General features: G+C 70.3%; 10 protein-coding genes and 1 pseudogene. 1 reads left to right on the top strand and 10 read right to left on the bottom strand.

The genetic code is table 11. The annotated features are described in order from the left end of the window. Positions 1-7: 7 nt before the first annotated feature. From SLNSH_RS13850 to flgB, 10 genes are all read right to left on the bottom strand, one after another. Complete coding sequence (locus tag SLNSH_RS13850; protein ID WP_106337604.1) at positions 8-1,237, bottom strand: cyclic nucleotide-gated ion channel; 1,230 nt, start codon at positions 1,235-1,237, stop codon at positions 8-10. Then, entirely contained in the window at positions 1,234-3,885 is a 2,652-nt protein-coding gene (gene alaS, locus SLNSH_RS13845; protein WP_106337603.1) for an alanine--tRNA ligase, read from the bottom strand. The genes SLNSH_RS13850 and alaS overlap by 4 nt, the downstream gene beginning before the upstream one ends. 539 nt (positions 3,886-4,424) lie before the next feature. After that, positions 4,425-5,510, bottom strand: a complete 1,086-nt coding sequence (gene recA / locus SLNSH_RS13840) for a recombinase RecA (protein ID WP_106337602.1) — start codon at positions 5,508-5,510, stop codon at positions 4,425-4,427. Positions 5,511-6,977: 1,467 nt separating this feature from the next. Beyond that, positions 6,978-9,569, bottom strand: a complete 2,592-nt coding sequence (gene cckA, locus SLNSH_RS13830) for a cell cycle histidine kinase CckA (RefSeq protein ID WP_106337721.1) — start codon at positions 9,567-9,569, stop codon at positions 6,978-6,980. Between the two features lie 20 nt (positions 9,570-9,589). Further along, on the bottom strand, positions 9,590-10,654 hold the full coding sequence (gene flhB / locus SLNSH_RS13825; protein ID WP_106337600.1) for a flagellar biosynthesis protein FlhB: 1,065 nt from the start codon (positions 10,652-10,654) through the stop codon (positions 9,590-9,592). 3 nt (positions 10,655-10,657) lie between these two features. Further along, positions 10,658-11,422 carry a flagellar biosynthetic protein FliR gene (gene fliR / locus SLNSH_RS13820; RefSeq protein ID WP_106337599.1) on the bottom strand — a complete coding sequence of 255 codons (765 nt, stop codon included), beginning with the start codon at positions 11,420-11,422 and terminating at the stop codon, positions 10,658-10,660. A gap of 70 nt (positions 11,423-11,492) precedes the next feature. After that, positions 11,493-11,759 (bottom strand): flagellar biosynthetic protein FliQ, encoded by a 267-nt coding sequence (locus tag SLNSH_RS13815; RefSeq protein ID WP_106337598.1) that lies wholly within the window; start codon positions 11,757-11,759, stop codon positions 11,493-11,495. Positions 11,760-12,358: 599 nt separating this feature from the next. Continuing rightward, positions 12,359-12,667: a flagellar hook-basal body complex protein FliE gene (fliE, locus tag SLNSH_RS13810; RefSeq protein ID WP_106337597.1), complete on the bottom strand. Its 309-nt coding sequence runs from the start codon at positions 12,665-12,667 to the stop codon at positions 12,359-12,361. 27 nt (positions 12,668-12,694) lie between these two features. Next, positions 12,695-13,105 carry a flagellar basal body rod protein FlgC gene (gene flgC, locus SLNSH_RS13805; protein ID WP_106337596.1) on the bottom strand — a complete coding sequence of 137 codons (411 nt, stop codon included), beginning with the start codon at positions 13,103-13,105 and terminating at the stop codon, positions 12,695-12,697. A gap of 6 nt (positions 13,106-13,111) precedes the next feature. After that, a complete protein-coding gene (gene flgB, locus SLNSH_RS13800; protein ID WP_106337595.1) occupies positions 13,112-13,501 on the bottom strand; it encodes a flagellar basal body rod protein FlgB in 390 nt (129 codons plus the stop codon). Positions 13,502-13,693: 192 nt separating this feature from the next. On the opposite strand from flgB, the pseudogene SLNSH_RS24900 reads away from it, so the two are divergent. Next, positions 13,694-14,421 (top strand): annotated as a pseudogene (locus SLNSH_RS24900) (flagellar biosynthetic protein FliO); the annotation flags it as partial.

The raw sequence follows: 14,421 nt of genomic DNA, 5'->3' as shown, positions 1-14,421 counted from the left end.
GCGACGCCTAAACGTCGTGGAACGGATGCTCCGACAGGTTGCCCGGGGCGGCCTCGGCCTGTGCGGCGCGATCGCTGGCGATCTGGCGGATGCGCGCAGCGATATCGGGTCGATTGTCCATGAGCTTGCGCAGATCGGCGGCGTCCAGCACCAGCAACTGCGAGCGCACCACGGCCCGGATGGTGGCCGTGCGGCGCGCGTTGCGCAGGATGGCGATCTCGCCGAAGAACTGCCCCTCCCCCAGCAGGTGCCGCTTGCCGTGCTGGGTCTCGATCTCCACCTGCCCGCCGGCGATAAAGTACATGCTGTGGCCGACCTCGCCCCGGCTCACGATGACCTCGCCCGGCTGCGCCGTCTTGGAGCGCAGCAGCCGCATCACGGCCGCCACCTCCTCGGCCGACAGGTCCGAGAACAGCGGCACCCGGGCGATCATGCCCCACGTCACCACGAATTCGCGCCTGTGGATCACCTCCGCGAAGGCGGTCGCCACGATGCCCACCGGCAGCGCCAGCATCACGAGGCCCATGAGAGCGGTCACCGCCGCGATGAGCTTGCCGAGCGGCGTGATCGGCACCACGTCGCCATAACCCACCGTGGCCAGGGTGATCACCGCCCACCACATCGCGTCAGGGATGGTGCCGAACTTGTCCGGCTGCGCGTCCGCCTCGGCGAGATGCATCACCGCGGCCGTGGTGATCACCAGGCTGCCCAGGATCACCAGGCACGCCGCCAGCGCCCGCCGCTCGGCGTAGATCGCCTCCGTCAGCGAGCGCATGCCCGGCGAGTAGCGCATCAGCTTGAGGAAGCGCAGCAGCCTGAACACCACTAGCACGCGGAAATCCGCGGCGACGAAATAGGCCAGGTAGAACGGCAGGATCGCCAGGAGGTCGATCACCCCAGCCGGCGTCAGCGCATGCCGGAGGCGCGCCCGCCAGTGAGGCAGGTGCCGCAGGGCGGGATGCTCCGCCGAGGCCCAGAGCCGCAGGGCGTATTCCACGGTGAACACGAGCGCCGAGCAGAACTCGACGGCTACGAAGATCGGCTCGTAGCCCGCCCGCAGGCGCGGCACGGACTCGAGCACCACGGAGGCGACGCTCGCCACGATCCAGGCGATGATGAAGGCGTGCGCCGCGGAAGCGAGGCGGTCGCCGGGGACCGCCTGCTCCAGGATCTCGTAGGCGCGGTGGCGCGCCCGCGCGAGGCGGGCCTTGGGGGAATGACGCCGAAGCGCCCTCAAGCCGCGCCGATCGCCGCCTCGATGGCGGCGAGCGCCTCACCAGACTTGGACCCGTCCGGGCCGCCCGCCTGGGCCATGTCCGGCCGGCCGCCGCCGCCCTTGCCGCCGAGCTTCTCGGAGGCGATGCGCACGAGGTCCACGGCGTTGAAGCGGCCCGTGAGGTCGGGCGTCACCGCCACCACCACGCCGGCCTTCCCGTCCTCGGCCGTGGCGACCAGCGCCACGACGCCGGAGCCCACCTGCTTCTTGCCCTCGTCGGCGAGGCCCTTGAGGTCGCGCATCTCGACGCCGGCCACCGCGCGGGCCATCAGCTTGACGCCGTTGACCTCCTTCACGGCCGCGTCGCCGGCCTTGCCGCCGCCCATGGCGAGCGCCTTGCGGGCCTCGGCCAGCTCGCGCTCCAGCTTGCGGCGCTCGTCCAGGAGCGCTGCGAGGCGGTCCGTCGCCTCCGCGGCCGGCGCCTTGATAAGCCCCGTGATTCCCTTCAGGCGCTTGCTGTCGTCCACGAGATGCCGGCGGGCTCCTTCGGCCGACATGGCCTCCAGGCGCCGCACTCCGGCCGCGACCGCGCCCTCGGACACGATGCTGACCACGCCGATGTCGCCCGTACGGCGCACATGGGTGCCGCCGCACAGCTCCACCGAAAAGGCCGGCGCGTTGGAGCCGGGATGACGCGGGCCGCCCATGGAGACCACGCGCACCTCGTCACCATACTTCTCGCCAAACAGCGCCCGGGCGCCCGACTCGATCGCTTCGTCCACGCCCATCAGGCGGGTGACCACGGGATCATTCTCCCGCACCACGCGGTTCACGATGGCTTCGACCTGGTCGAGTTCCTCCTCGCTGATCGGCTTGGGGTGCGAGAAGTCGAAGCGCAGGCGGTCGGGCGTCACCAGCGAGCCCTTCTGGGCGACGTGGTCGCCCAGCACCTGGCGCAGCGCCTCATGGAGCAGGTGCGTGGCCGAGTGGTTCGCCCGGATGGCGCCCCGGCGGTCGTGGTCGACCTCGAGCTCCAGCGCTTCGCCCACCCGCAGCGTCCCGCTCTGCACGGTCACCGAATGGGCGAACACGTCCCCAAGCTTCTTCTGCGTATCCTTCACGACGACCGAGACGTCCGCCGAGTGCATGCGGCCGGTGTCGCCCACCTGGCCGCCGGATTCGGCGTAGAACGGCGTCTGGTTCAGGAGCACGACGCCGTCCTGGCCGGCCTCGAGCGCGTCGACCGGCTGGCCGTCGCGGATCAGCGCGGTCACCACGCCTTCGGCGGTCTCCGTGTCGTAGCCCAGGAACTCGGACGCCCCGACCTTCTCCTTCACGGAGTACCAGACGGCCTCCGTGGCGGCCTCGCCCGAGCCGGCCCAGGCGGCGCGCGCCATTTCGCGCTGGCGCTCCATGGCGGCGTTGAAGCCCTCCACGTCGACCCCGATGTCGCGCGAGCGCAGCGCGTCCTGCGTCAGGTCGAGCGGGAAGCCATAGGTGTCGTAGAGCGTGAAGGCCACCTCGCCCTTGAGGCTCTGGCCTGCCCCGAGGTTGCGGGTCTCCTCGTCCAGGATGGCGAGGCCGCGCTCCAGCGTCTTGCGGAAGCGGGTCTCCTCCAGCTTCAGCGTCTCGGTGATCAGCGGCTCGGCGCGCACCAGCTCCGGATAGGCGTGGCCCATCTCGCGCACCAGGGCGGGGACCAGGCGGTACATCAGCGGCTCGCGGGCGCCGAGCAGCTCGGCGTGCCGCATGGCGCGGCGCATGATACGGCGCAGGACATAGCCGCGGCCCTCGTTGGAGGGCAGCACGCCGTCCGCCACCAGGAACGCCGAGGCGCGCAGGTGGTCGGCGATGACCTTGTGGCTGGCGCGGCCCGGCTCCACGCCCGTCGCCTCGGCGACGGCGCGGATGAGCGCGCGCATGAGGTCGGTCTCGTAGTTGTCGTGCGTGCCCTGCAGCACGGCCGAGATGCGCTCCAGGCCCATGCCGGTGTCGATGGAAGGCTTGGGCAGCAGCAGGCGCTCTCCGGGCGCGACCTGCTCATACTGCATGAACACGAGATTCCAGATCTCGATGAAGCGGTCGCCGTCCTCGTCCGGCGAGCCGGGAGGGCCGCCGGGAATCTTGTCGCCGTGGTCGTAGAAGATCTCGGAGCACGGCCCGCAGGGGCCGGTGTCGCCCATCGCCCAGAAGTTGTCCGAGGTCGGGATCCGGACGATCTTGGAGTCCGGCAGGCCGGCGATGCGCTTCCAGAGCGAGTGGGCCTCGTCGTCCTCGTGGTACACGGTGACCATGAGCTTCTCGACCGGGAGGCCGTATTCCTTGGTGACCAAGTTCCAGGCGAGCTCGATGGCCCGCTCCTTGAAGTAGTCGCCGAAGGAGAAGTTGCCCAGCATCTCGAAGAAGGTGTGATGCCGGGCGGTGTAGCCCACGTTGTCGAGGTCGTTATGCTTGCCGCCGGCGCGCACGCACTTTTGCGACGTGGCCGCGCGCGAATAAGGCCTCTTCTCCACCCCGGTGAAGACGTTCTTGAACTGAACCATGCCGGCGTTCGTGAACATCAGGGTGGGGTCGTTGCGCGGCACGAGCGGACTCGACGGCACGATCTCGTGGCCGTTCTTGGCGAAGTAGTCCAGGAAGGTGGATCGGATCTCGTTGACGCCGCTCATGTGTCGCTCGAAGTGGGCGGCCGTCGGGCCGCTGGACTGATCTCGCCGCGTTTGTAGTGCATGCGCCGCCACAATGGAAACCGGTTTCGTGGCCGCAATGCCGGAAAGATCAAGGGTTTTCGGTGAGGACGCTCCTGCCCGGACGGGCCGTGTGCCCACCCTCCCCTCGAGGGGAGGGTCGTCGGGCCCAGTCCGGCGGGGTGGGGTGGCCTGCGCCTGGCGAGCGCGACCGGACCTGCAGCGTTGCTCTCCACGCCCTGCCTCACCCCACCCCGGCCCTGCGGGCCGACCCTCCCCCTTAAGGGGAGGGTGAGCCTCGGCGCCGCTCTTCACCGTTATTGCGAGCGAAGCGAAGCAATCCAGAACTTCTCCTGAACGCTCTGCTATGTCGCTCATCGGATCCGGCGCCTGGATTGCTTCGTCGCTGCGCTCCTCGCAATGACGGTGGAAAGGCGTGTTCTCCAAACGAAAACCGGCGCCGCTCGGGGGAAGCGGCGCCGTGCGGGCTCGGGCGGGCGGATCGCCCGGACGGCGGTTTCTCAGGCCTCGCCTTCGTCCAGGTCTTCGGCCGTCGGGCTGACGCTGTCGAGGATGCGCTCGGCCAGGAGGCCGGCGTTCTGGCGGATCTGGGCCTCGATCCTGGCGGCCACGTCCGGGTTCTGCTTCAGGAAGCCCTTGGCGTTCTCGCGGCCCTGGCCGAGGCGCTGGCTGTCATAGGAGAACCAGGCGCCGGACTTCTCGACGATGCCGGCCTTGACGCCGAGGTCGATGAGCTCGCCCACCTTGGACACGCCCTCGCCGTACATGATGTCGAACTCGACCTGCTTGAACGGCGGGGCCACCTTGTTCTTCACCACCTTGACGCGGGTCGTGTTGCCGATCACCTCCTCGCGGTCCTTGATGGAGCCAACGCGGCGGATGTCGAGGCGCACGGAGGCGTAGAACTTGAGCGCGTTGCCGCCCGTGGTCGTCTCGGGCGAGCCGTACATGACGCCGATCTTCATGCGGATCTGGTTGATGAAGATGACCATGCAGTTGGAGCGGGAGATGGAGGCCGTGAGCTTGCGCAGGGCCTGGCTCATTAGGCGCGCCTGCAGGCCCGGCTGCACCTCGCCCATCTCGCCCTCGATTTCGGCGCGCGGCACCAGCGCGGCCACCGAGTCGACCACGAGCACGTCGATGGCGCCCGAGCGCACCAGCGTGTCCGTGATCTCCAGAGCCTGCTCGCCGGTGTCCGGCTGGGAGATGAGCAGGTCCTCCAGGTTGACGCCGAGCTTGCGGGCGTAGACCGGGTCGAGCGCGTGCTCGGCGTCGATGAACCCGCACACGCCGCCGCGCTTCTGCGCCTCGGCCACCGTGTGGAGCGCCAGCGTCGTCTTGCCCGACGATTCCGGGCCATAGATCTCGATCACGCGGCCACGCGGCAGGCCGCCGACGCCCAGCGCGATGTCGAGGCCGAGCGAGCCGGTGGAGACGGTCTCGATCTCGACCGCCTTCTCGTTCTTGCCCAGCCGCATGATCGACCCCTTGCCGAAGGAGCGTTCGATCTGCGAGAGCGCTGCGTCCAGCGCCTTGGCCTTGTCCATGGATTGCCCTTCGACGAGTCGGAGAGAGGGTTGCGACATTGCAGGCGATCCTTATGGCACGAGCGAGAAACGAGTCTCAACCGAGACAAGCCGATCTGATCACGCTTTGTTCTCGCTCGCAAGTTCTTTTTTTGTTCTACCCACTACAACCATGACTCCACCCGCCCGATGCTGCGGAACCCGCGCCACGCTGGCGTCGCTGACCAGGATCCTCGCTGCTCTAGCCCGTCATGGCCGGGCTTGTCCCGGGGATCCACGCACTGCCCCAGGGCGTGGATCCCCGGGACAAGCCCGGGGATGACGGTGGCGGGATTGCATGAAGCCCGCACGGAACTTCGGCGCGGATCTCGTATCGACCTGCCGCCGCCGTCATGGCCGGGCTTGTCCCGGCCACCCACGCACTGCCCGAGGGCGTGGATCCCCGGGACGAGCCCAGGGATGACGGGGGAATTGCATGGAGCCGGCACGGAACTTCGGCGCGGATCTCGTATCGACCTGCCGCCGCCGTCATGGCCGGGCTTGTCCCGGCCACCCACGCACTGCCCGAGGGCGTGGATCCCCGGGACGAGCCCAGGGATGACGGGGGAATTGCATGGAGCCGGCACGGAACTTCGGCGCGGATCTCGTATCGACCTGCCGCCGCCGTCATGGCCGGGCTTGTCCCGGCCACCCACGCACTGCCCGAGGGCGTGGATCCCCGGGACGAGCCCAGGGATGACGGGGGAATTGCATGGAGCCGGCACGGAACTTCGGCGCGGATCTCGTATAGACCTGCCGCCGCCGTCATGGCCGGGCTTGTCCCGGCCATCCACGCCCTGCCCACAGGGCGTAAATCCCCGGGACGAGCCCGGGGATGACGGTGGCGGGATTGCATGAAACTCGCACGGAACTTCGGCGCGGATCTCGTATCGACCTGCCGCCGCCGTCATGGCCGGGCTTGTCCCGGCCACCCACGCACTGCCCGAGGGCGTGGATCCCCGGGACGAGCCCAGGGATGACGGGGGAATTGCATGGAGCCGGCACGGAACTTCGGCGCGGATCTCGTATCGACCTGCCGCCGCCGTCATGGCCGGGCTTGTCCCGGCCATCCACGCCCTGCCCACAGGGCGTAAATCCCCGGGACGGGCCCGGGGATGACGGTGGCGGGATTGCATGAAACTCGCACGGAACTTCGGCGCGGATCTCGTATAGACCTGCCGCCGCCGTCATGGCCGGGCTTGTCCCGGCCATCCACGCCCTGCCCCCAGGGCGTAAATCCCCGGGACGAGCCCGGGGATGACGGTGGCGGGATTGCATGAAACTCGCACGGAACTTCGGCGCGGATCTCGCATGGACCTGCCGCCGCCGTCATCCCCGGGCTCGTCCCGGCCATCCATGTCCTGCCCGAAGGCGTGGATCCCCGGGACGAGCCCGGGGATGACGGTGGAGGGGAAGCATGAAAGCGTTACGGGCGCGGCCCGGGAGTTCGCGCCACCTTCGCCCCGCGCGGGGAGGGCGTGCGCCGCCTCACCCCAGCGCCGTCTTCACCGCCTCGATCAGCTGCTTCAGCGTGAAGGGCTTGGGCAGGAAGGAGAAATCCTCCCCGTCCGGCAGGTTCTTGTTGAAGGCCTCCTCGGCGTAGCCGGACACGAAGATCACCTTGGCCTTGCCGTCGCGCTTGCGCAGCTCGCGGAGCAGCGAGGGGCCGTCCATCTCGGGCATGACCACGTCCGAGACCACGAGGTCGATCGCGCCGCCCTGCTCGTCGAAGACCTGCAGAGCCTCCACGCCGGAGGCGGCCTCCAGCACGGTGTAGCCGCGCTGGGCCAACGCGCGGGCTCCGAAGGCGCGCACGGCCTCCTCGTCCTCCACCAGCAGCACGGTGCCGTTGCCGGTGAGGTCGGCGTTGGGCTTCGGCTTGGCCGGGGCGACCGCCTTGGCGTCGCCCTTGGCGCCGGCCGCGGCGGCCGGGGCCTCCTCGGCGTGCTCCTCGCCGCTGTGGCGGGGCAGGTAGATGCGGAACGTGGTGCCGCGCCCGACCTCGCTGTCGCAGAAGATGTAGCCGCCCGACTGCTTGACGAAGCCGTACACCATGGAGAGCCCCAGGCCCGTGCCCTTGCCCACCTCCTTGGTGGTGAAGAACGGCTGGAAGATCTTCTCGATGATCTCCTGCGGGATGCCGGTGCCGCTGTCCTGGATCTCGATCAGCACGTAGTCCGCCGCCGGCATCACCTGCTCGCCCGCCGCCACCGGCTCGGTGGCGTGCACGTTGCTGGTGCGGATGGCGAGGCGCCCGCCCTCGGGCATCGCGTCGCGCGCGTTCACGGCCAGGTTGACGATCACCTGCTCGAACTGGGTGAGGTCGGCCCGCACCGGCCACAGGTCGCGGCCGTGGCGCACGTCGAGCTCCACACGCTCCCCAAGGAGGCGCTTCAGCAGCATGCCCAGGTCGGAGAGCACCTCGCCGAAATGCATCACCTGCGGCCGCAGGGTCTGGCGGCGCGAGAACGCCAGCAGCTGGCGCACGAGGCCGGCCGCCCGGTTGGCGTTCTGCTTGATCTGCATGATGTCCTGGAAGGACGGGTCGGTCGGCCGGTGGTTCACGAGCAGCAGGTCGGCGTAGCCCATGATGCCCTGCAGCACGTTGTTGAAGTCGTGCGCCACGCCGCCGGCGAGCTCGCCCACCGCTTGCATCTTCTGCGCCTGGGCGAACTGCGCTTCCAGCGCCCGCTGCTCGGTGGTGTCGAGCGCGTAGACGATCCCCGCCTCGCCGTCCTCGGCCTCGTGCTCCACCGCGGTGACGAAGAAGCGGGCCGAGCGGGTGCCCTCCCCGGCGAGCGACAGGTCGATGGGCGCGATGTCGCCACGGCCCTGGGCGGCGGACGCGATGGCGGCCGTGAGCTGTTCGCGGTCGCGGTCCGCCACCACGGCCTGGATGGTGCGCGCCTCCGCGGCGTCGTGGCCCTTGAAGGCGCCGCCGAACAGCTTGGCGAAGGGCCCGTTGGTGCGCGCGATGCGGCCGTGCCGGTCGATGGTCGCGATGGCGAGCGGCGTGTTGTTGAAGAAGCGCGCGAAGCGCACCTCGGCGGCGCGCTGGCCCTCGGCCACGTCCTCGCCGGCGGAGCGGTTGAGCACCAGCGTGCGCGAGGGGCCGGGCGTGCCGTCATACGCGTAGGCCACGCTGTGGAACAGCCGCACCGGCAGGGACTGGCCGCCCCGGCGCCGCAGGTCGAGGTCGTGGATCTCCGTGCGCACCTCGCCGGCGCCGCCCATCACGCCGGTGAGCAGCGCGCCGCCGTCGCCGGGGACCAGGTCCGACAGCTTCAGCCCGCCGGAGCCGAACTGGGCGAGGTCGTAGTCCAGCCACCCCGCCAGTGTGGCGTTCATGTAGATGACGTCGCCGGCGGCGTCGACGGACAGGAAGCCCGCCGGCGCGTGGTCCAGGTAGTCGATGGCGTGCTGGAGTTCCTGGAAGACGTTCTCCTGCCGCTCGCGCTCGCGGGTCACGTCCGCGATGGTCCACAGCGTGGCGCGCCGGCCAGTGGGGCGGTCCACGGGGCGCACGCGAACGCGGTACCAGGCCACGCCCTCCAGGGCGCCGAGCGGGGGCGAGAGGCGGATCTCTTCGGAGGCGCTCTTGCTCTCCCGCGCCGCCTGGGCCAGGCGGTAAATGGCCTCCGACACGTCCGCGGAGCCGGTGAACAGCCGCTCCGCGGTGAGCGCCGCGTCGGCGCTGCGCGCCCCGGCGAAGCGCAGGTAGGCGCCGTTGGCGTAGGCGACGCGCCCGTCCGCCTCCACCACCAGCAGGCCCTCGGCGGCGCTGTCGGCGACCGACTTGGTCAGGTCGTTGCGGCTGGTCTTGCCGGCGAACTCCACGATGCCGACCGCCCCGGCGAAGAGGGCGAAGACGCCCACCACGGCGAGCAACGCGAGCAGCCCCATGATCAGCGGCTGCGCCTTCTCGCTCGCCACCAGCGACAGCGCGATGGCCGCGCCCACCAGCACGCCGGCGAGCGCCAGCAGCATCACGGCGCTGCCGGAGCGCTGCGGCCGGTCCGCCCCGGCGGCGGGCGCGCCTGCGATCATCGCGTCCTGTCCTGCCCGGTCACGTGAAGCCATGGTCCATCCGTCCGCCGCCGTCATGCGCGCCTCCGGCGCAGGCGCATCACGTAGCCGATCACTTCGGCCACGGCCTTGTAGTGTTCGACCGGGATGTCCTGATCGAGTTCAACCGCCTTGTAAAGCGCGCGGGCGAGCGGCGGATTTTCAACGACGGGCACTCCGTTCTCCTCCGCCAGCGCGCGGATGCGCAGCGCGACCGCGTCGAGGCCCTTGGCCACGCACTGCGGCGCCTGCATCCCGGGTTCGTATTGCAGCGCCACCGCGAAGTGGGTCGGGTTCATGACGACCACCGTGGCCTGGGGCACCTTGGCCATCATGCGCTGGCGCGCCTGCTTGGCGCGCAGCGCCCGCAGCTTGGCCTTCACCTCGGGATTGCCCTCCGTCTCCTTGTGCTCTTCCTTGAGCTCCTGCTTGGTCATCCGCTGGCGGTTGTACCAGCTGATGCGCTGGTAGACGTAGTCGCCCCCGGCGATCACCGCGTAGATGATCAGCACCGCCTTCATCAGCGTGAGCGCCTCGGCCTTCACGGCCGGCAGCAGCAGCGCCACGTCCAGGGTGGCGAAGCTCTCCATGCGGGCGATCTCCGGCCACACCGCCATGTAGATCGCCGCCCCCACCACGCCGATCTTCAGCAGCCCCTTCAGGAACTGGACGAAGGCCTCCTTGCCGAAGACGCGCTTGAACCCCGCCATGGGCGAGATGCGCGACAGCTGCGGCGCCAGCGGCTCCGTGGTGATCATCGGCCGGTGCTGCGCCATGGCGCCCGCGAGCCCGGCGAAGAGGATCACGCCCAGCGGCAGCGCCAGCGCCGACAGCCCGGCCCACAGGGCGTATGTCCCGTAGGCCTTGAGCGCCCCCGGCTCCGCCGGCACGTTCCCCGCCTGGGAGAGCAGCCCCTGCAGCATGCCCTTGAGCGACCCGGCCGCCGTGTCCCCCACGGCGGCGAGCGCCAGCGTGCCGCCGGCCAGCACGAACCAGGTGTTGATCTCCTGGCTCTTGGCGACGTCGCCGCGCTCGATCGCCTGTTGCAGGCGCCGGAGGGACGGCTCTTCTGTGCGGTCTTCCTGGTCGGTGTCCGCCATGCGTCACCCCGGCGTCGCGAACGGGACCAGGAAGTCGGAGACCTCCCGCAGGAAGATGCCCATCATCAGCCCGATGGACGCGAGCAGGATGACGAAGCCGATCAGGATCGTCGCCGGCATGCCCAGGAAGAACACCTGCAGCGCCGGCATGAGCCGGGACAGCACGCCCAGCCCCAGGTTGATGATCACCCCGAACACGATGAACGGCGCCGCCACCTGCACGGCGATGGCGAAGCCCTTGCCCATGGTGGAGAGCGCCAGCATGGCCGCGTCCCCGGGAGGCGGCGGCGCGCCGGGCGGCAGCGCCGCGTAGCTGCCCCCGATGGCGGCGATCACCACGTGGTGCCCGTCCGTGGCGAACAGCAGCGTGACGCCCAGCATGGTGAGCAGGTTGCCGAGCGCCGCCGCCTGGCCGCCCTGGGACGGGTCCACCGTTTCGGCGAAGCCGAGCCCGAGCGCCTGGGACACGAAGTTGCCCGCCGTCTGCAGGCTCGCCACCACGATGCGGGCGCACAGCCCGATCATCAGCCCGATGGCGAGCTCCAGGAAAAGCGTCGTGAACACCGCATTGCCCTGCGTCGCCTGCGGCGGCAGGGCGGCGCGCACCGTCGGCGTCATGGCGAGCGACAGGAAGATCGCCAGCGCCAGCCGCACCCGCGCCGGGGCCATGCGCTCGCCCAGCGCCGGCATCAGCATCACGAGGACGCCGACGCGCGCGAACACGATCATGAACAGGGCCGCGATCCCCGGCCCGAAGGTGAACGACATCCAAGCCCCGCCCCGCGCAGTCCCGGCTGGGAGCGGCGGGCCCCATCCCGCCTGCGCGACGGCGGTCACCTTAACCGCCTGTTGCGATTCGCGCCGCGACCCGCGTCATGTATCCCGCCAGCGCGTCGCCCATGAACGGAAGAAGCAGCAGCATCGCGAGCCCCAGCACGATGATCTTCGGCACCGCGACAAGCGTCTGCTCCTGGATCTGCGTCAGCGCCTGCACGAGCGAGATCACCACGCCCACGGCCAACGCCACGAGCATCAGCGGGCTCGCCACCTTGAGAAACGTGAAGATGCCGTCCCGCGCGACATCCAGAACTTCCGGTCCCGTCACTGCGCCCCCGCTCTCTTGGGCCCCAAGACCCGCTTCGTCTTCTCGCACACGCCTCTCAGCCCTCTCCCCGTCATCCCCGGCGGCGCGAAGCGCCGGGAAGGGGATCCAGGGCCGCCCGCGCCGGGCTTGCCCGGTTCCGCCCTTGCAGGACAGCGCGGGGGCCTGCCGGGCTCTCGTCACCGAAGAGGGGGCGCCAGGTTGCCCCTGGATCCCCTTCCCCTCCGCCGCTCCGCGGCTCCGGCCGGGGATGACGGCGCAAACCGCACTCGATCTCTCTCCGTCATGGCCGGCTCGTCCCGGCCATCCACGCCCACGCCGACCGCGTGGATCCCCGGGACAAGCCTGGGGATGACGAACACGGCGAAGAACCTCTCTCCGTCATGGCCGGGCTTGTCCCGGCCATCCGCGCCCGCGCCGACCGCGTGGATCCCTCGACAATCGCAGGGACGACGAACACGGCGAAGAACCTCTCCCGTCATGGCCGGGCTTGTCCCGGCCATCCACGCCCCGCCGCCCGCGTCAATCCGCGGGAAAGTCCCGGGGATGACGGCGAGGCGTCTGCGTCTTCCTCTCCCCGCCCGGGGAGAGGCTCGAGCCCCTTAGATCTGCATCCGCATGATCTCCTCGTAGGCGGAGATCACGCGGTCGCGCACGGCCACCAGCGTCTCGAGAGCGGTCTCCGATTCGGCCACCGCGGTGACGACGTCCACCATGTCGGCCTTGCCCGCCGCGGCCTTGGCGGCCTGCTGGTCGGCCTGTTTCCCGGCGTCGGCCACCGTCTGCAGCACGTTGGTGAGCGCGTCCGCGAAGCTTCCGCCCTGGGCGCCGGCGACGGCCTTGCCGGCCGTGGGGGTCGCGAGTCGCTGCGTGGCGGCGTAGGCGCCGGCCGCGAAGGTGGGGCTGGCCATGGCGGGTCTCCGTCAGGTCGCGGGCGCTTACGCCCGCAGGATCTCGAGCGTCTTCGCCAGCATGCGGCGCGTACTGCTGATGACGTTCAGGTTGGCTTCGTAGCTCCGCTGCGCCTCGCGCATGTCCATCTGCTCGATCAGCGGGTTGACGTTCGGGTATTTCACGTCGCCATTGCGGTCCGCCGCGGGGTGCCCGGGCTCGTGCTTCACCTCGAACGGCTTCGGGTCGCGCCGGACGCGCCCCATCGCGACCGTCTGCGCGTCGAGCTCGCGCTCGAAGCGATGGTCGAAGGTGGGGATCTTGCGCCGGTAGGGCTCGCCGCCGGGCTTCAGCGCCGTCGAATCGGCGTTGGCGATGTTCTCGGAGATGATTCGGATGCGGCCGGCCTGGGCCTTGAGGCCGGAGGCGGCGATCGAGAGCGAGCGCAGGAAGTCCATGATGCGTCAGGCCTTCTTGCCGATGGCGATCTTGATCATGCCGAGGCTCTTCGAATAGAGGCTCGCCACCGTCTGGTAGTCCATCTGCGTGTCGGCGAGCCGGGTCATCTCGTCCTCGAGCGAGACCGCGTTGCCGGAAGGCCGGGTCTCGAACTTGGCCGCCCCGCGGGAGCCGGGCGCCGAGCCGCCCGCAGCGCCGCCGAGGTGCCCCGGGCTGGTCGCCTCCAGGCGGACGCCGCCGCCCCCGGCGGAAAGCTCGAACGGTTTGAGGTCCTTCGGACGAAAATTCGGCGTGTCCGCATTCGCGACGTTTTCGGCCAGCACTTTCTGCCGCGTCTGCAGCCACTGCATGCGCGTTTTCAGCTGGTCGACGAGGGACAGTCCCATTCCGCTCATGGCGGTCTCCGAGGCAGGTGGGCAAAAAATGCCGCCCGCATGGTTAATGGGCGGTAAACGAGTTCCGGTGGAGCGCGGGTGTTGGGGGCTTGACGCACGCAAGCGAAAAAATGCGTGTTATGTTCAGGCTGCGGGTGGGGCCCCGCAGGCGCGCGTGTTGGGAGTGTTTCAGCGTTGCAATCGATATTCGGAATGAACTTGCCGACGCCGGCGGTGTGGGCCGTGGCGTTCGTCGTGATCTTCATCCTGCTGGCGCTCTTCGCGCTGCTGCTGCGGCGCGTCGCAGGCGCCCGGCTGAACCTGCCTGGCGGCGTGGCCCGCAACCGGCAGCCGCGCCTGGGCGTGGTTGACGCCTATGATCTCGACCGGCAGCGCCAGTTGGTGATCATCCGGCGGGACAACGTGGAACACCTCCTGATGATCGGAGGTCCGAACGACCTCGTGATCGAGCCGACCATTGTGCGCGCCGGGCATGCGGCGCGCGACATGTTCCCCGAGCCGGCCCGGCCGGAGCCGACGCGGCCCGATCTGCCGCGGCCCGAGACGATTCGCCCGGACCTGCCGCGCCCTGAGACGCACCGGCCCGAGCCCCAGCGTCCGGAGCACCGTCCGGAGCCCCGGCCAGAGCCGCAGCCCGTCGCCGCGAACGCGCCCGTGCCGCCCGTCGCCGCCATGCCGCCGCGGCCTGCGCCCGAGCCTCAGCGCAATCCGCCGCCTCCCCCGCCGCGGCGTCCCGACGTGATTCGCCCGGAGCCGGACCTGCGCGCCGATCCGGTCCTCCGTCCCGAGCCCGCGATGCGGCCCGAGCCCGTGCTGCGCGCCGAAGCGCGGCCCGAGCCGGCCCGTCCGGCGCGTCCCGAGCCTGTCGCCAGGCCGGTCCAGCCCGAGCGCGCAGCCCCGCCGCCCCCGCCCCGGCCCGC

The organism is Alsobacter soli (genome assembly GCF_003004785.1).
In the GTDB taxonomy this organism is placed as follows: Bacteria; Pseudomonadota; Alphaproteobacteria; order Rhizobiales; family Beijerinckiaceae; genus Alsobacter; species Alsobacter soli.
The sequence above is the reverse complement of the archived record's forward strand: the minus strand, read 5'-3'. Positions and strand labels throughout refer to the sequence as shown.